14 protein-coding genes and 1 pseudogene are annotated in these 17,715 nt (G+C 31.5%); 3 read left to right on the forward strand and 12 right to left on the reverse strand.

What is annotated here, in order from left to right:
- Positions 1–168: 168 nt before the first annotated feature.
- The gene (locus tag RCH19_RS07370; protein ID WP_343022725.1) at positions 169–2,277 is read left to right on the forward strand and encodes a TonB-dependent receptor; all 2,109 of its coding nucleotides are present in this window, start codon (positions 169–171) and stop codon (positions 2,275–2,277) included.
- A gap of 116 nt (positions 2,278–2,393) precedes the next feature.
- On the opposite strand, the gene RCH19_RS07375 is transcribed toward RCH19_RS07370, so the two are convergent.
- The 12 genes and pseudogenes from RCH19_RS07375 to htpG all read right to left on the reverse strand — a co-directional run bounded on the left by RCH19_RS07375 (position 2,394) and on the right by htpG (position 16,186).
- The gene (locus RCH19_RS07375; RefSeq protein WP_343022677.1) at positions 2,394–3,560 is read right to left on the reverse strand and encodes a DUF1501 domain-containing protein; all 1,167 of its coding nucleotides are present in this window, start codon (positions 3,558–3,560) and stop codon (positions 2,394–2,396) included.
- An 11-nt stretch (positions 3,561–3,571) separates the two neighbouring features.
- Complete coding sequence (locus RCH19_RS07380) at positions 3,572–4,960, reverse strand: DUF1800 domain-containing protein (protein WP_343022678.1); 1,389 nt, start codon at positions 4,958–4,960, stop codon at positions 3,572–3,574.
- Positions 4,961–5,193: 233 nt separating this feature from the next.
- Complete coding sequence (locus RCH19_RS07385) at positions 5,194–5,805, reverse strand: heme-binding protein (protein WP_343022679.1); 612 nt, start codon at positions 5,803–5,805, stop codon at positions 5,194–5,196.
- A gap of 103 nt (positions 5,806–5,908) precedes the next feature.
- Entirely contained in the window at positions 5,909–6,502 is a 594-nt protein-coding gene (locus tag RCH19_RS07390; RefSeq protein WP_121925902.1) for a hypothetical protein, read from the reverse strand.
- A gap of 324 nt (positions 6,503–6,826) precedes the next feature.
- Positions 6,827–8,083, reverse strand: a complete 1,257-nt coding sequence (locus RCH19_RS07395; protein WP_343022680.1) for a WG repeat-containing protein — start codon at positions 8,081–8,083, stop codon at positions 6,827–6,829.
- Between the two features lie 419 nt (positions 8,084–8,502).
- On the reverse strand, positions 8,503–9,042 hold the full coding sequence (locus RCH19_RS07400) for a lipocalin family protein (protein WP_343022681.1): 540 nt from the start codon (positions 9,040–9,042) through the stop codon (positions 8,503–8,505).
- Between the two features lie 267 nt (positions 9,043–9,309).
- Positions 9,310–9,831: a ubiquitin-like protein gene (locus RCH19_RS07405; protein ID WP_343022682.1), complete on the reverse strand. Its 522-nt coding sequence runs from the start codon at positions 9,829–9,831 to the stop codon at positions 9,310–9,312.
- A gap of 785 nt (positions 9,832–10,616) precedes the next feature.
- Positions 10,617–11,171: a transposase gene (locus tag RCH19_RS07410; RefSeq protein ID WP_343022683.1), complete on the reverse strand. Its 555-nt coding sequence runs from the start codon at positions 11,169–11,171 to the stop codon at positions 10,617–10,619.
- 172 nt (positions 11,172–11,343) lie between these two features.
- Positions 11,344–11,475 (reverse strand): annotated as a pseudogene (locus tag RCH19_RS07415) (transposase); the annotation flags it as partial.
- A gap of 234 nt (positions 11,476–11,709) precedes the next feature.
- Positions 11,710–12,756, reverse strand: a complete 1,047-nt coding sequence (locus tag RCH19_RS07420) for a hypothetical protein (RefSeq protein ID WP_343022684.1) — start codon at positions 12,754–12,756, stop codon at positions 11,710–11,712.
- Between the two features lie 214 nt (positions 12,757–12,970).
- Positions 12,971–13,921 (reverse strand): endonuclease/exonuclease/phosphatase family protein, encoded by a 951-nt coding sequence (locus RCH19_RS07425; RefSeq protein WP_343022685.1) that lies wholly within the window; start codon positions 13,919–13,921, stop codon positions 12,971–12,973.
- Between the two features lie 363 nt (positions 13,922–14,284).
- Complete coding sequence (gene htpG, locus RCH19_RS07430; RefSeq protein ID WP_343022686.1) at positions 14,285–16,186, reverse strand: molecular chaperone HtpG; 1,902 nt, start codon at positions 16,184–16,186, stop codon at positions 14,285–14,287.
- A gap of 180 nt (positions 16,187–16,366) precedes the next feature.
- Here htpG and RCH19_RS07435 point away from each other — a divergent pair, with 180 nt between their 5' ends.
- Together RCH19_RS07435 and RCH19_RS07440 are read left to right on the forward strand one after the other, a co-directional pair.
- Entirely contained in the window at positions 16,367–16,843 is a 477-nt protein-coding gene (locus tag RCH19_RS07435; protein WP_343022687.1) for a lipocalin family protein, read from the forward strand.
- A gap of 17 nt (positions 16,844–16,860) precedes the next feature.
- Positions 16,861–17,553: an OmpA family protein gene (locus tag RCH19_RS07440; protein ID WP_121925910.1), complete on the forward strand. Its 693-nt coding sequence runs from the start codon at positions 16,861–16,863 to the stop codon at positions 17,551–17,553.
- Positions 17,554–17,715 lie beyond the last annotated feature (162 nt).

Consider the following 17,715-nt stretch of genomic DNA (forward strand, 5'->3'; position numbering starts at 1 on the left):
TATCCTGCAACTACAAATCTATTTTAAATTCTTACTAAAAATAGCGCGCCAATTACACTAATACAACTGAAGCAATTTTTAGCAAAGTTGTATTTCATTAATAATAAGCTGTTTTAAATGTAACAATTAGTCCTAACAAGAGTCTATATAGATAGTAAAACTTAAATGATGAAAAATAATTTCTTTTTAGTCCTATTTCTTTTAGGAGGTCTTTTTACAATAACGGCTCAAGAAACGCCTGCAAAAGCGGTAGAGTTAAACGAAGTGTCTATCGTAAAAGTCAAAAAAGCTGTAGAACAAAAAGCAGACCGTACCATATTTGATTTTGCAAATCAACCTAGTTTGAACTCCGGTTCTGTGTTAGAAGGAATTAAAAAGTTACCCGGTCTTATCGCTTCTGATATTGCAGGAATGATGTATCAAGGCAAGCAACTAGATGTTTATTTAGATGGAAGACCATTGAACATTACTACAAATGAACTAAATTCATTTCTAGAAGGAATGCCAGCAAATGCGATTGAAAAAATCGAAATTATAACGCAACCAGGTGCTGAATTTCCAGCAACTTCAGGTGGCGCGATTATGAATATTATTACGAATGCAAACGCTAAAAAATATTTGAGTGCTACTTATACTAATAGCACTAATGTAACGAGTTACGATCGCTTAAGATGGCGCGTAAATAATAGTTTACTGTTGAGTGCTAAAAATAAATATTTTGGTTGGCAGCTAAATCTAGGTCAAAGTTATTATGAGAGCACTTTATTTACTTCATTGACCAAAAATGAGAATAATGCAAGCTCAATACTTTCTGCTACAAATGCTGATCGAATAGGAAGAACTAATTTTGTAAAGTCAGCTTTGACTTTTGACTTAGACAAAGATCGCTTGTTGCTTAACTATGATTTGAACTATAGTAATAACAGCAGTAATACAATAGGAAATGGAGTTGGTTTTACTACAAATGACGATTCATTTACAGACGGTTTACGCCAAGATTTTGTTGTTACGTACCAAAAAAAGTTTGATGATAAAGCAAAGAAATTAGAATTTAAGTTCAATTTTAAAGACAGTCAAAATGACTTTATACTAAACTCAAGAATTAACAATACTTCCATACTAGACAACGCATCTGATCAGAAATTATACAATGCTAAGGTTGATTATTCACAACCAATCGCATTTTCTGACGAAGGGAAATTAAGTTTCGGCGCTCTGTACGAATCGCTACTTTTTGAAGCTCAAAATATGAATGTTGTTAATCTGGATTATCAACGACAAACTATCGCCGCTTATGGTGAATTACAAACTAAATTTGATAAATTTAATTTTATTGTTGGTGGTCGAGCAGAAGATTATAACATCAGTGGAAAAACAAATACCGCTGCATTAATTCCTTTTAAACAGTTTCGTTTTTTTCCAAATGCAAGCGCGCAATATAACTTTGACGATGCTATTTATTTTAATGTTAACTACAATAAGAAAATCAGTTTACCTAGCACTTCTTCTTTAAATCCAAATAATACGAACTATCAAAATCCAAATGTAGATTACACTGGAAACCCGAATTTACAGCCTACTATTTTCGATAACTACGAAGTTAAATTAAGTGCTTTCGATTACGCATTTATTGGATATAATGTGAGTTCTGCTAAAAACCAGGTGGTAAATAGAGTTTTATTAACAAACGACGTTGTTGTTAATACTAGTGTGAACGTACCAGAAATCAAGGTTCATAACTTTAATATTGGAATGCCTATTCCTTATATGTTATTTACTGAAGGACTGAAAGAAACTATGAAAATGAATGTTAATCCTGATACGATGAACTTTCTATATGTTTATACAGCATATCAATATCACCAAATTCCAGATATAAAAACCAATGGTTTTTGGATGTTTAATTTGATGTCACAAATTGTATTACCAAAAGAGATTAAGTTTATTGCCAACTTCAATTATATGTTTCCAAAAGGGAATTATGTCTATTTTATTGTAGAAAAACCAATGAGAAATACAGTTGACTTAACCTTTTCGAAAAAGTTTTTCAAAGGACAAGTTTCGCTATCTGTTAGTGCTGATGATATTTTCAATTCTAATCGCACCGTTGTTAGTTCATACAACACGCCGTTGCTATTATCTAATAAAAGTGATTCGCGTCGTTTTGGATTTAGTGTAAATTATAAAATTCCAACTAAAAATAAGTTAGCTAAAGAAGATCCAAGTTTACTAAATAAAGAAAAGAAAGAAGAGAGCGAAGGAACATTGAATCAATAATTTTTATTTAAGATCTGTGATTAACGATTTTTGATGTGAGAATCTCGGTAAGTAAATAATTTATTTTCAACCACAAAATCTTCAATCAAAAATCGTTAATCTGTAATCACAAATTTCTAAAATAGTCCTTTTAAAGCTTTGTTTTGAATTCCTATTGTAGTGTAATCAAAGTCTAGTTTGTCTTTCAGTAAACTAGCGTAAACACTTCTAAAATCTGTTTCGTACTTTAAATCTCCTTGATCTAAATCAGAAAGATTAGGATTGTTTCCAATAATTTTTCCTTTGTTATTACCGCCAATGACGAACATAGGTGCGGCAGTTCCGTGATCGGTTCCGTTTCCATTGTCTTTTACTCGTCGTCCAAATTCTGAAAACACCACAACCGTGACATTTTGCATCAAAGAAGCCTTTTTTAAATCAGTGTAAAAACTGAAAAGCGCATCATTTAATTCGGTTAATTTATTATTCTGGATGCCTAGTTGATTATCATGTGTGTCAAAACCATTTAGCGATGTATAATAGACTTTTGAATTTAGATTTCCTTTTATTAATCGGGCAATCCAAGCTAAATTTGTAGACAAACCTGTTTTTGGGTAACTAATTTCTGCTGTCGACTTTGTCAATGCCTTCTGAATTTCATCAGAACCTTCTGTTACTGAATTGGCGATTTTTCGAACAAAATCTAAGTGGGGATTTGAAGATAAAGTGCCAGCTTCCTCTTTTTGATTTTTAGTTTTAAAAATATTTGGATTCTTAACAGTAATAGAATTAGGTTCTAGACCTTTTAAAGCTAGATTGTCAATGTTATCTAAGTTGATTCCAGCGGTAGGTTGATGCTCTTTACATTGTAAATCGAGATAGCGACCCAGCCAACCTTCATTGATATATTGATTAGAAGCTGATGCGGTTTGCCAAATTTCTTGACTTCTAAAATGAGAGCGATTTGGCTCTGGATATCCTACATTTTGAATCACCGATAAATCTCCATTTTGCTGCATCTCTGCAAAACCTTTTAAAGCAGGATGAAAAGCCATGCCTTGATTTTTCCCTACCACATCATTTTTAGACAAAGCTATTTTTGGACGCAAGTCATAATATAGCGGATTATCAAAAGGAACAAACGTGTTTAATCCATCGTTTCCTCCACTGAGTTGTACAAAAACAACACATTGATCGCCAATAATTGTGCTTTTTTGTGAACCAAATGCATGTAGAAAATCAGGTAATAGTAGCGCTCCACCAGTAAATGTACCTGTAAGTGTCAAAAAGTTTCTTCTGTTCATTTTCAAGAATTTTAAATTAATTGATACTCTGGCAATTTTACCATTGCGTTTACTAATCGCATAACAACTTGGTCTGCATTTACGGCTTTTGAATTGAAATCATATTTTATAATCGTTTCAAAGTCTTTTTGAGTGGCTTCATCAACATTATAAAGTAGGCGTTCCTTTAATTCAGCAATAATTTGTTTATTATTTCCGCTGTTGTTCCACTCAATTTTAGCACCATTTATTTTGCGATTCTTGTCATTCATCTCCTCTTTCGATTTAATCGCTTTTCTATTCAAGCCACGTCCACTGCAAAGCAAGTCCGCAACAGTATTTCGTTGTAAATAAACTTGTGAGGTCAACCAAGAATTACCACCTATCCAACCTTTTACATTTGGTTGATTGTATAAATCCATTCCTTGTTCTTTTATAAAAGATACAATCGTTTTAGGATTAACATTTTCAATATTTAATTCTGAGATTAATTGTAAAGTATATTCGAGAGGATTTTTAATTTTTGAACCTGCATTATTTTTTGTGAATTCTTCAGTAAAAATTTTGGTCAGTAAAGGTTTGATTTCAAAATCCATTTCTCTGAAATAGTCACCGTAATATTTAACTAAGACATCTTGTGGCGTGTCGTAAATAAACCAAGCCAAGATTTTTCGAGTGATCAAGTAAGGAATTTCTTTTTGTTCGAAAATAATATCAACCAGATCATCTGATTTAAAGTTTCCAGTTTTTCCGAAGTAAGTTTTCGAATCATTATCTTCTAATGCGCGACGGTATTTAGCTCCGTCTTCAGCAATTCCTAAACCAGCAAGAGCTTTAGCGCCATTTTTTATATCAGATTCGGTATAATTTCCAATTCCAAGAGTAAATAATTCTAATAACTCCCGGCTCAAATTCTCATTGTTTTTGCCTTTTTTGTTATCGGTGTTATCCAAATAGCGAACCATGGCATTGCTCTTTAAGATTTTTTTAGTCAACTCTCTAAAATTACCAAATGCATTTTCTTCAAGTATTTGTTGGTGTTGATAAATGTAATAATTGACTTTTACTTTTTGAAATGTGGCCACATAATGGTTATGCCAAAAACAAGTCATTTTCTCTCGAAGCGGAAATTCTTCCGTTCTCATTTTTTCAATCCAAGATGTTTTCATATCCAATGAAACCTTTGCTTCTGCAATTCGAAGTTGCTTTCGCGCTTCAATTCCGTCAGTTTTATATTGCATTCGGAGTTGTTTAAAATCGTCAAAAGTCTTTGGGCTATTTTCAAGGAAATTAGGAATTTCATTTTTTACTTTCGAAGAAAAAGACTTTTCAAGGAATTTTGTCAAACCCAAATCTAAAATGGCTTTTGCTTCTTTACTAGAAAAACCAAGGCGTAATGACCAAAGTATGTTATTGTCCATAATGTTGCGAGTTGGGTTAAAACTATTGATAAGACTATAATAGGATTAAAAGGTTTAACGGTAGTTTTTAAAAATAAAAAATCCTGTAAAAGAGAATCTACAGGACGATAGGTTACTATTGAAAAAATGATTTAAAACTGATGTAATTCTAGTAATTGTTGTTTCACTGCAATTTGTTTAGCGTCTGAATTGGTTAGATCAAAGAACAACAACTTTTTGTGCATACGAATTTTTTATAACTTGAAACTGTCTGCAGTGCTTTTCTCTAGCTCTACAATAATTTCATTTTTTCGATCGAAGACTTCAAAAGGTGGATTGTAGCCTAAAAAGTAAAATCTATCGGTATATTTAATTCCTTCAACTTCAAGAGCTGCGATTAACTTTTGCTTATTAGTTGCTATTTTTTGATCATCAGCCCAACCTCCAAAGGTTATTGCAGCAACAGTTTTAGCAGGTTCTTCGCGGAATTCGATTTGGGATTCATTAGGTTGTGGAAGCGTTTCTCTCTTAAATTTTTTAGGAACCATAAACATCATGGTGGTTGAATCTCCTAATGACATTGCTACAGGTGAAGTCATTGCGATTTTTTCATTATCTTTGTTCCCACCAAAAATATATCCCGCTAGTACTGAAAATCCTTTACTAGAGGATTCTTTATATTTATTCCCAGACATTTTAACAGCCGTAAACAATGTTGCTTCGTAACTGCGCACTTCAAAACTACTGTATTTTTTCACAACTTTATAAGGATAAGTTTCAATGCTTTGTTGGCCGTTAATGGCGAATAGTTGAACTGCTGCAAACACAACGGCAGAAATTCCCAAAATTATATAAAGTACTTTCATCGTCTTAATTTTAATCCTAAGTTACGATAAAAAAATAAATGTTTTGATGAAGATATTCGACCGTTAATCCAAAATTGGATTAGTAAAATAGTGGATGAAAAAATTAATTTAGGATTTTGAAATCAAAAGCTAATTTTTTATTTTGGATCAAGGTACGCCAATCGATAAAAAACAAGCAAAATAACATAAAGAATCCAAGCATAAAGCTAGCGATAGACTGCCACGAAAAGATATTGTCAATAATGTCTTGTTGATTTTCAGCAGCAAATTTACCTAAGTGTAAAGCGATGGTATCACTAGTGAATTTCCCAATTAAAAAAGGAATAATAATATAAATGGGTTTAATTTTTGAAATTCCAGCCCCTAAAAAAAGAGGTGTGGTAGGAAGAGGTAACAATGAATACGCGAGTACAACTAAAGCGCCTTTCCATTTGTTCTCATTCATTTTATCACCAAGAAATTTAATGTCTTCATTTTTAGAAGCTTTTAAAAGCTTATTTGCCATTAACGGAGCGTAGAGAAGCAGAATATAGCGACCAATAACGGAACCTAATACTCCAATAACAATAACAGCCCAAACATTTAAACTAAATAGGATTTGGAAAAAGACCATTATCGTAAACGCTGGTGCAAACGGAAAAGGTACTATGTCAAATAATAAAGCGCCTAGGAAAACTAAAAGATAATGCCACCACATAGATTTGAGATTTTTTGCCACGCTTGGTTAACAATACTGCTAATTTTTGCGTTTTTGGGGATGAGGGTCAAAACTACAATATAAATACGTGTAATGCTGAAATACTTTTCTTGTATAATTTTGCCTATTGATAAAGTCTTTTTTAAAAGAATTACATACTGAAAACAGCATCAATAATTTGTTTAAAGTAGTAATAAAAACAATGTTTATGAGTTGTCAAAATCTGGAATTAGAAATATTTGATTGTACGTTATGTAAAAGAATACCATTTGGTATTACGATTAGAAAATATGAAATTTTAATAAAATTAAAATTGAACTAATTTTAATTGCTAATTGTCACTGGACTTTCCTCGTATTTTAACAGTGCTATAACTTCCTCCTTATCATTAATTAGTAATTTCTTACCGTTTAGTTCAACTATAAAATTATTGTTATAAGCAACCATTACATTGTCATATTTGTTTTGAATTACTATGTTTCCCTTTTTATCAATCAATCCCCACTTATCAGTAGTATAATGTCCGCCTGATGAAACTTTTCTCTTTCCATAAGCTGCAAAACCATCGTGGAAAGACACCATCACGCCAACGAATTTAAAATCAATACTGGTTTCACCTTTTTTATTTATAAATCCCCATTTGCCATCTTTTAAAACTGGCGCTAAACCTTCGCTGAAAGGTCTAGCTGCGTCGTAAATTAAATCAATTACAATTTGGCCATTTATGTTCGTAAAACCAAATTTTCCATCTTTCTCTAAAAGCATTAATCCGTCGTTGAAACCTTCAAAATCACTTCTGTATTCCGGTATTAGCAGTACAGTTCCGTATTTATTAGCGATGCCTTTTTTTCTGTTTTCGATTAATCTAACTTCATCACGTGACGTATAAATATGATCGTAAACTGGATTTAAAAGCACTTTCCCGCTTAAATTCATCAGACCCATTTTAGGATTACCTTTTTCACTAAATGAAAATGAATATCCGTTTTTTACACTGCCTAAATAAGTATAATTAAATGGTGCAATAACATTATCCTTAAGGTCTATCAAGCCATAATTACCATTACTTTTTGCTGCAACAAAACCATTTTCAATATCGCCAAGATTTTCATATTTATTAGGAATGATTACTTTGCCACTTTTATTAATTAGACCGTATAATCCGTTGTTTTTAAACTTCAATAAACCGGAATCATTATTTTCAAAATAAAGTTCTTCATATTGTGGTATAATTTTATACTTTCCCTTTCGATCTATCAGGCCATATTTCCCATTAATTTGGACTGCTGCAACTCCGTTCATTACTTTAGATGCCTGATCGTATATAAAAGGTAGGACGATTGCACCCTTCTTATCAATATATCCAAATTTCCCGCTTTTTTCAATTAAAAATAACCCTTCAGAAAACTCTCCAATATAAGAATAGGTTTCGTTACTAATCGGTTTACCATCTTGGTTTAAAATGTAGAGTTTTTGGTCCGTACCAGCAATATAATATTCGAAGTCACTTTTTTGAGCAAAAACTATGTGCGCTGAAATGAACAGTGTAAATAACAAAGCAACTTTAAGAATTTTATTCATGTTTATGATTTATTTTATTTGCTGGCTAAAATTACTTATACGCTAGAATTATACCTATAAAAAGCAGGGAAAATATATTATTTTTTAACTATTTTTCTTCTTCTAATCAAAAGATAAACAAAGAATAGTGGAAAAAAGGTAAAAAATCCAAGTCCATTTTTTGCGGTGCTGTAAATTGAAATCCCAACAAGAAGTCCAATCAAGACTGCGTTAAGAATAGTAGTTGAATTTACATTTTTTTTCTCATTTATTAGATCTTCGTTATTGTTTTTTGACAGCCTATTATCGTTCATTTATTTCTATAGTTTGTTGGTTAATCGTATTTAAATTTGCTTAAAATTGTCTTACAGAATATCCAAAAAAATCAACAGCAGAGTTAGCCAAATTCAATAATTGAGTAAGTTTATGGTATGCTAATCTTACTTTTTTTTATCATGTTTTACCCAAATAAGATCTTTGACATTATAGCCTATACGCTCAGCAATTTTTAAGTAATCATTTTTAGTATTCTCCGGAATAGTATTTTGTCGAGATAAAATCCAGAGATACTTTGTACTCTTTCCTGCGACTAAAGCATACTTATACTCCTTATCAATTGCAATTACATTATAACCAGCGTAAAAAGGTCCAAAGAAAGACACTTTCAGCATTGCAATATCTTCATCACCAACAAATTTAGCCTTTCCAATTGCTTGCGTCCACTTGCCTTTTTTTATATTGTATCCTTTGTTATCGACTTTAATTTTACCGTCTTCCCTTATAGAATATTCTGCGGTAGTATTATTTAGATTCTTCTCAAACATAAAATCTAATCTAGCGATTTCATACCATTTTCCGAGATATTTCTCTTTATTAAATGGCTTCACTGCTGTTGCATTTTCAGGAATTGTTTTGCAAGAATAAATTGTTGCAACGAATAAAAAAAGTGTTCCTAAATAAATTATTTTCTTTGTTTTCATGTCTGTAGTGATATGTTTTTATAGTAAAGTCAGGGAGGAATTTAATTAAATTTAATTTTCAAGGTTGGCGAATAGTAGATTAAATAGCACTCTTATTTAAATTAAAATAAGCTATTATTCTTTAATCGAAAAAATTAACTAAATCTGTTTGCCCATGTTGATTAGAATAAGCTGGACGTTTACACTTGCACAAGATATTGATTGAGCTTGTTCCATAAATGCCTAATAGGTAATTATTTCTTTAAGCAAAACAGATCAGACTTTGCTTTATTCTTTTATGAATTTCGCTACACTTCCATTTTCAAATTTCAAGAAGTAAACTCCTGTAGGTAAACTTTGAATATTTATTTTCTCTTGATCGCCTGTGATTCCTCTTTTTGCTATATTTCCTGTAAGGTTAAAAATAGTATAATTTTTATCTTCCGTTAATCCTGAAACAGTCAGATATACAGCAGAAGGATTAGGAAATACTTTTAGTCCAGTATTTATTTCATTGTTGTTCGAAATCCCGAGCGAAGCTTGAAATATGTGAATTGTACTCTCTTTTTGTATATTGTAATCTGCTAAAGTCTTATCGTCTTCTAGGGTTGCTCCACCAAATTTTAATATTTGATCTTCTATAGGAATGCCTTCTTTATCATAAATCTTAGCTTTTATAATTTCAATTGAATCACTGGGTTCTACTTCAAGTGCAATAGTTTTTCCAGTTAAAGTTTTTGCAAATATTTGCATTGCTGATACATTGAAAGATAAAAAAGTAAATAAAATTAAAAAGTAAATTTGTTTCATTTGATACTGGATTTAATTGTTAGTATTTTTTTTGATGGTAGAAGTTTATTGAAAATAGTTTGACTATTGTTTCAAATATAACACATAATTTATGAAAAGGTTAGTTGCATATATAATAGCGCAATAGATGTCACAAAAACTAAATAACTAATTTTTTTTTAAAGTCTAAAAGATTATCTTTCATTAAATATTTTAATTGGAATTGTAACTGCTTTTGTTTCCACCCTTAGCGCTACAGCCACGCTCGTGCCCAAAATAGTTATACAACTTTTATTTCTATTGAAAGAGCTATTCTTTTTAAGAATAATTTACTTGCTATCGTTAATGAAGATGTTTGCTACTCGAAGTGCGATCTTATTATCATTGTTTATTAATCATAATCCTATAAGTAGCGTATTTAAAATTATATTGTTAAATTTACTAAGTGGAAAGCAATCATGAAAGTGCAATACATAATTAAAAAATAATATATAATGGAATCTGAAAAGCCAAAAATAGATTACGTTCCTGGAGTAATAACAATTATTATTTTTATACTCATATTAATATTTTCATAAAGTTACTTGGCTATAGAACGTTGGCTAATAAATACGCTTGATCGTTCAGATCTATCTAGTCACAACGATTGTGCGGATTTGTAATCCGTGCCTACAGCTATTTTCTACTATAAGTTTATTAATAACTCGTCGGCGCAGATCTACTCACAACGATAGCGCGGATTTGCAATCCGTGCCCACAGCGATTTTCTAATATGCCTTTATCAATAATAAAACTCTTACTTTAAACTAAAATATATCTAATAAAACAACTTCTAAATCATTGTCTAATCTGGCGTAATTTCTCGCTGAACTGAAAAAATAATCTTCAGCTAACAAAACAATCTTATCCTTTACAGGATTATTATGTATGTAATTTAATTTTTGTTTTATAAACCAATTCGATTCGACTATTTCTGCATGATATCCATCTTGCCAAATCTTATAATGCTGTTCCCTTTTGAGATGTGCACATGCTTTTTCAAAATAATCTAGCATCCATTCTCTTCTACTCTCGGGCTCATCGATAATTGTCTGAATAATCTTTTTTGACGTAAATTTTTTAAAATCACGTATAACATCCGATAATATAAAAGCATTTGTTGCCTTACAAAGCAAATGAATGTGACTACTCATAATGCAATATGCATAAATTTCTAATCCTTTATTTGTTTGGCAATGTTGCAAAGCATTTATAATGACATATTTTTGATTTAGTCTGGTAAATACATCAACCCAACCTACAGTTGTTATGGTTATAAAAAAAGCTTCCTCTGTTGTTGTTGCTTTGTATTTCGTTGACATTTTTATTTCTTTAGTTTGCCTTAGTTTGTGGGCACGGATTGCAAATCCGCGCTAGCAGTGAGTTGATATATCGGCGTGGTCGCCTATTTTTATTTCTTCACTTTGCCTTAATTTGTGGGCACGGATTGCAAATCCGCGCTATCAGTGAGTTGATATATCCGCGCGGTCGGGTTTGACAATGTTGCAAAGCATTTATAATGACATATTTTTGATTTAGTCTAGTAAATACATCAACCCAACCTACAGTTGTTATGGTTATAAAAAAAGTTTCCTCTGTTGTTGTTGCTTTATATTTTGTTGACATTTTTATTTCTTTGCTTCGCCTTTGTTTGTGGGCACGGATTGCAAATCCGCGCTATCAGTGTGTTGATATATCCGCGCGGTCGGGTCATTTTCTGCCGCAATAATCATAATATAAATGACGCTTATTCCACTAGATATTCAATCTTGGTAAAAGGCTATTAGATAATGGTAGTTTTTTTCGAAAGTATGATTTTCAATCACAAGTTTTTCAAGCTTTTTTTTAAATTTCTGCCATTTATCGTTTCATTTTATTTAGCCACTCTTCATAGTACGGTCTATCATTATTTGCAGGAACTTCATACCATTGTGAAGTAACGAAATAAAATTCTCCGTCTATGTGATATGGGTTTTTCCAATATCTTATTTTTTCATAATATTTTGAATTTTCTTTAGCTAAAAAAGGGAATTGTATGTCAAATGTTAATTTTGAATAGCTCCCTTGTTGCAATCTTTCAATTTCGCTTTTGTCAATCGAATTGGTACTTACCAAATCATTGAATGTTTTTCGAACATATTGTCCTATTGGAAGTTTTTTAGTGGAAATATCGACATTTTCAAATGTGTTATATTTTTTGATTCTTTTTCTTTCGTGATTTATTAATGGGAATATATTACTATTATTCGCAATTTTAACTTCTAATATTTGAAAGACTTTATCAATGATATTTTCGTTATATTCTTTTAGGAGTTCAGTTTTCAAATAGGTGACTATTTTTTCATTGTAATTACCTGAAAGTAATTGATTTTTTAATTTTTTAAAGCCTTCAATTTCTTTTGATTCTAGAGTCTTTTCTTTAGCATAATTTTCAATTTTTTCTCTATTATAATTCTCTTTGCTAAATAATTTCACAAAGTTGAGTCCTTTGTTATTATCTCTTTCAAAATCGATTTCATCAATTAAGATGATTCCATTTTCTTTGAAAAATCTACCATCTAAAAATAGCTGTATTTTATTACCAATAAGAATTCCTACATCTACTCTCATAATTCCCATATAAGATGATAATTGTCCTTTAAAAGTTAAATTATCAATTTCAAAAGAAGGTTTTTTGACTTCCACTACGAAAAGATTTCCCAACTCTTTTGATTTCAATACTAAATCTGGACTGATTCTATTAGATGCTCCTACTTGAATACTTTCACGTACTATTATTTCGTTATTATATTCACTCCATCCTAATTTTTCAAATGCTTGAATTACCTTTAATTCAAATAATTGTTCACTCATATTAGAAGGAATGTTTTCCGAGAGCATATAGCATAATTCATTCCACTTTTCCATAATTTAGTTTTTATTGATATATTAGTTTTCTCGTTTTTATGTCAAATATAAGCTAACGTTCCCGCGTTAAACAACAGTTGCTGATGTAAGCGAGCTGAGAGTTTTCGGATAAGATGAAATTTCTAAAAAAAGATAAACGTGAATTTATCAAATATTTAGCAATCTTTCAAAATCGCTGTTAACTGCTGGCTTTATTTGTTTTTTGCTCTAGCTGTTAAGTTTCATTTTTGTGTAATTGTATTATTAATTTATCTATTTGTTTTAAAATTTCAATATCATTGATAAGCTTAGTAATTTTGATCTTGTCCTCGGGTTCTTCGTCTAGAATTTTAGCTAAAATTACACTTTCATAAATTTTTTGTTCAAATTTTGACTTCGTGAAATCTGTCAGATTATTTAAATGTTTGGACGCAATGCCTTCATAAGTGTTTTTTGATATTATTTTGCTTTTAAACGGTTGAATATCTAAAACAATTGGAACATGGTCGCTTTTATCTATCCATTTTTCAGAAGATTCAAGTTTTAAATTGAAGCCATTTTTTATAATTTCTTTTGATGCAAATACATAGTCGATATGATAAGGTCTTTCTATTTTTCGGTACATAAAAAAAGTTTTTCTACTTTCTTTTCCATGTTCTTCTTTATACTGCTTATGATATAGACTTTCGATATTATGTAACTTTAAAAAATTCACAACATCTGTGTGGTTGCCAACTCTTTCTTTTTCATCCCAAATTTGATTGCTATTAAAATCACCAATTAATATAGAATTCTCTTGTAAGCTCTTTTGATAATAATTGATAGCGTTCCAAACTTGTCCAATATATCTTGATAATGGATTTTGTTTGTTGTCCATTGCCCAAATTGCAAATAATAAAAACGAATTTGTTCCATCTGTAACTTCCAGTGGAACTATGTATCTAAAATTTGAATTGAATTCTTTTAAAAGTCGAAATTTATAATTCGAGTACGAGAAAATTGCAATTCCTTTTTTTCCAGTGTCACCATACCAAAGAAAGTCGTTTGGTTGTGGTGTTAAGCGTCCAAATTGTAGTTTTTCTTCTTGTTCACACTCTGGGACAATTAAAATGTCCGGTCTTAGATCTAAAATCTCTTTATTCTTTAGTCTAAATGCCCCTTGGCAATTCCATTCTATAATTCTCATTTCAATTAGCAGATGGGTTTAGTTAAACGGCAGTTAAATAGTACTATATGCACTAAATTTTTGTTTCTCAAACGTAATTAGGGTTAATCGGAATATCTTTGATTAATTTATATAATTCCAAATATATTAAAATTTTCTTACAAATATTTATTTCTTTCATGAGAAATTATAAAAAAAGACGTTCTAAGTTAGCCCCGATAGCAGCGAAAATCCTTTGCTTTGGCGATAGCCAAAAGCAAAGATTGCAGTAAATAGCGGGACAAAACTTCTTATGTAAATCATTCGCTCTGCTCCAAAAAAAAAGACCCACAAGTTTGCACTCGCAGGTCTTAGTTCCCCTCTTTCGAGGGGTTAGGGGAGGATTTATTTAATCATCTCAAAACTTCTTTTTACAAAAGCGGTAAGCGCTTCTCCTTTTAGAAGGTTCTGTGATAATTTAGCTAAGTCAAGGGCTTGTTTGATTAAGCTTTCTTGAGCTGCTGCGTCCTTATTGTTTAAAATGTTAGTCGCCAACTCAGAGTTAGTATTTACCACTAAATTGTACATTTCTGGCATATTACCCATTCCAAACATTCCGCCACCACCGGATTGACTCATTTCTTTCATTCTACGCATGAATTCTGGTTGCGTGATGATAAATGGTGATGCGTTGCTGTCTAAAGCTTCTAGTTGAACTGAGTACGTTTGTTTAGGAACGATAGCTTCTAAAACGGTTTTCAAGTTTGTCTGCTCTTCTTCAGATAATTTAGAAATAGCAGTTTCCTCTTTTTTGATTAAGTTATCAATATGATCTGAATCGACACGGATAAAAGTCATATTGCTGTTATCACCTTCAATTTTTTGAATCAAGTGAGAGATAATAGGAGAGTCCAGTAATAAAACTTCGTAACCTTTTTCTTTTGCTGTTTCGATATAAGAGTGTTGCGCTTCCTTATTTCCAGCGTATAACACTACTAGTTTACCGTCTTTATCTGTTTGATTAGCGGCAAGATTTGTTTTTATTTCTTCCAGCGTGTAAAATTTATCATCTACTGTTGGGTATAAAACAAAAGCACCTGCTTTTTCATAAAATTTATCTTCAGAAAGCATTCCGTATTCTAGAACGATTTTAATGTCATTCCATTTTTGTTCGAAATCAGCACGGTTTTCCGTAAACAACGATTTCAATTTATCTGCTACTTTACGAGTAATGTAATTTGAAATTTTCTTAACCGCAGCATCTGCTTGCAATCCAGAACGAGATACGTTCAATGGAATATCTGGCGAATCAACAACACCTTTAAGCATCATTAAAAATTCAGGAACAATTCCTTCTACGTTATCCGTTACATATACCTGATTTTGGTACAATTGGATTTTGTCTTTCTGAATTTGTAAATCAGAACCTAATTTTGGGAAATATAAAATACCAGTTAAATTAAACGGATAATCAACATTCAAGTGAATGTGGAATAATGGCTCTTCAAACTGCATTGGATACAACTCATGATAGAAAGTTTTGTAATCCTCAGGAGTTAATTCACTTGGTTGTTTTGTCCAAGCTGGATTTGGGTTGTTGATGATATTGTCAACTTCTACTTCAGTAAAAGTTTTGTCTTTATCTTCTTCAGCAACTTCTTCACCCTTTTTTTGCTCAATTTTTTCCGTCTTTGTTCCAAATTTAATTGGAATAGGCATGAACTTATTGTACTTATTTAGTAAACCGCTAATTTTAGATTCTTCCAGAAATTCTAGCGAATCTTCAGCGATATGCAAAATGATCTCCGTTCCGCGAGTAGTTTTGTCAGCTGGTTCTAATGTGAATTCTGGGCTACCATCACATGTCCAGTGCGCAGCTGGTTCATCTTTGAAAGATTTAGTGATAATTTCAACTTTTTCAGCAACCATAAAAGCCGAATAGAATCCAAGACCAAAGTGACCGATAATTCCAGAATCTTTAGCAGAATCTTTGTATTTATCTAGAAACTCTTCAGCTCCAGAAAAAGCAACTTGGTTGATGTATTTTTCAACTTCGTCAGCGGTCATTCCTAAACCTTGATCGATGATGTGTAATTTCTTTCCTTCTTTGTCGATTTTTACTTCGATAATAGGATTACCATATTCCACTTTAGCTTCGCCAATGCTTGTCAAGTGTTTTAGTTTTAAAGTTGCATCAGTACCATTCGAAATTAATTCTCGCAAGAAAATTTCATGATCACTGTATAAGAATTTCTTGATTAAGGGAAAGATGTTTTCAACTGAAACATTAATTTTACCTGTTGTCATATTATGAGTTTTTAAGTTTGTTTTATAGCCTACTATTCTTTCAAATAGAGTACCAAATATAAAGGAAGTGACAAATTGTCGTAGGCGTTAATTTTGATAAAAAATAATATAATTGTGAAACATATTAATCGCAATCAGATGTATCTTTGTGTAAGTATTAATTCATTAAAATTTAGAGAAATGAAAAAAGTAATTTTATTATGCACATTAGCAGTTTTGATGTTTGCATGTAAGTCAACTTCAGCTACGAGTACAAATACAGATACTAAGGCGCAGGTTGCAATGAAAGGAAACTGGGAAATTACTTCGGTAACATATCCAGGATCACAATATATTAAGGTAGAAACTTTCCAACTAGCGGATTCAGATTGTTTCGTAGGAAGTAAGTGGAAATTTATTTCCAATAATAACAAAGGAAATATGGCTTTGACAAAAGCTAATTGTGTTGCTTTCAGTTCACCAATTACTTGGTTCGTTAACAAAAACGGACAATTCGTTCTTAAAGTTTTAGATGCAGGAGAGAAAGCTAGAAAAGTAAAAGATGGTTACATTTTAACTTTAGCAAATCAAACACAAACTTCTTTCCAATTGGTTGACAAAATCGACGTTGGAGGAAAAATGACTGACGTAGTGTATCAGTTTCAAAAAGTTAATTAATTTAAAAAGATAGAGATATGAAAAAGATTTCAGTAGTTGCAATTGCAACGATAATGGTTATAGGTTCAATGTTTACTAGTTGTGAAGCGGTTAAAAATACTAACCAAACACAAAGAGGAGCAGGAATAGGAGCTGTTGCAGGTGCCGTTCTAGGTGGTGTTTTAGGAAACAACGTAGGTAAAGGTGGTAAAGGTGCAATGGGTGCTGTTTTAGGAGGAGTTATTGGAGGAGTTGCCGGTGGAGTTATTGGTAACAAAATGGATAAACAAGCGAGACAAATTGATGAAGTTCTTCCTGGTGCTGAAGTAGTGCGTGTAGGAGAAGGAATTAAATTAGTTTTGAATGAAAATGCTGTTCGTTTTGATACAAACAAATCTTCATTGACTGCTGCTGCGAAAGCGAACTTAGATAAATTAGTTCCTGTTTTTGCTGAATATCCAGATACTAATATTACTATCTACGGATATACTGACAATACTGGTAGAGCAGAATACAATTTGAAACTTTCAGGAGAAAGAGCTGCTGCAGTTAAAAATTATTTAAACAGTAAAGGAGTTTCTTCTAGTAGATTTCAAGTTACTGGTTTAGGAATTGCCGACCCAATTGCTTCAAATGAAACATTAGAAGGCAGAAGCCAAAACCGTCGTGTTGAATTTGCTATTACAGCAAACGAAAAAATGATTAAAGACGCGGAAGCTGAAGGGAAATAGTAATCCAGTAATTACTACATAAATTAGGGCTGTTTCTTTGTGAAACGGCCTTTTTTTATGATTTACAGTAAGCGCTTTACATTATAAACCATTTAGAACATTAAGCTTCATTAAGACTTAACTAACTTAAATTTCTTAATGGTTCAATATTTTTTATGATGA

The sequence above is a fragment of the Flavobacterium sp. PL12 genome, assembly GCF_039123485.1.
Taxonomy (GTDB): domain Bacteria; phylum Bacteroidota; class Bacteroidia; order Flavobacteriales; family Flavobacteriaceae; genus Flavobacterium; species Flavobacterium weaverense.

Excerpts from the sequence above, each read along its gene's own strand:
- RCH19_RS07370 (WP_343022725.1), top strand. The coding sequence starts at position 169 with ATGAAAAATAATTTCTTTTTAGTCCTATTTCTTTTAGGAGGTCTTTTT.
- RCH19_RS07375 (WP_343022677.1), bottom strand. The coding sequence starts at position 3,560 with ATGAACAGAAGAAACTTTTTGACACTTACAGGTACATTTACTGGTGGA.
- RCH19_RS07380 (WP_343022678.1), bottom strand. The coding sequence starts at position 4,960 with ATGGACAATAACATACTTTGGTCATTACGCCTTGGTTTTTCTAGTAAA.
- RCH19_RS07385 (WP_343022679.1), bottom strand. The coding sequence starts at position 5,805 with ATGAAAGTACTTTATATAATTTTGGGAATTTCTGCCGTTGTGTTTGCA.
- RCH19_RS07390 (WP_121925902.1), bottom strand. The coding sequence starts at position 6,502 with ATGTGGTGGCATTATCTTTTAGTTTTCCTAGGCGCTTTATTATTTGAC.
- RCH19_RS07395 (WP_343022680.1), bottom strand. The coding sequence starts at position 8,083 with ATGAATAAAATTCTTAAAGTTGCTTTGTTATTTACACTGTTCATTTCA.
- RCH19_RS07400 (WP_343022681.1), bottom strand. The coding sequence starts at position 9,042 with ATGAAAACAAAGAAAATAATTTATTTAGGAACACTTTTTTTATTCGTT.
- RCH19_RS07405 (WP_343022682.1), bottom strand. The coding sequence starts at position 9,831 with ATGAAACAAATTTACTTTTTAATTTTATTTACTTTTTTATCTTTCAAT.
- RCH19_RS07410 (WP_343022683.1), bottom strand. The coding sequence starts at position 11,171 with ATGTCAACGAAATACAAAGCAACAACAACAGAGGAAGCTTTTTTTATA.
- RCH19_RS07420 (WP_343022684.1), bottom strand. The coding sequence starts at position 12,756 with ATGGAAAAGTGGAATGAATTATGCTATATGCTCTCGGAAAACATTCCT.
- RCH19_RS07425 (WP_343022685.1), bottom strand. The coding sequence starts at position 13,921 with ATGAGAATTATAGAATGGAATTGCCAAGGGGCATTTAGACTAAAGAAT.
- htpG (WP_343022686.1), bottom strand. The coding sequence starts at position 16,186 with ATGACAACAGGTAAAATTAATGTTTCAGTTGAAAACATCTTTCCCTTA.
- RCH19_RS07435 (WP_343022687.1), top strand. The coding sequence starts at position 16,367 with ATGAAAAAAGTAATTTTATTATGCACATTAGCAGTTTTGATGTTTGCA.
- RCH19_RS07440 (WP_121925910.1), top strand. The coding sequence starts at position 16,861 with ATGAAAAAGATTTCAGTAGTTGCAATTGCAACGATAATGGTTATAGGT.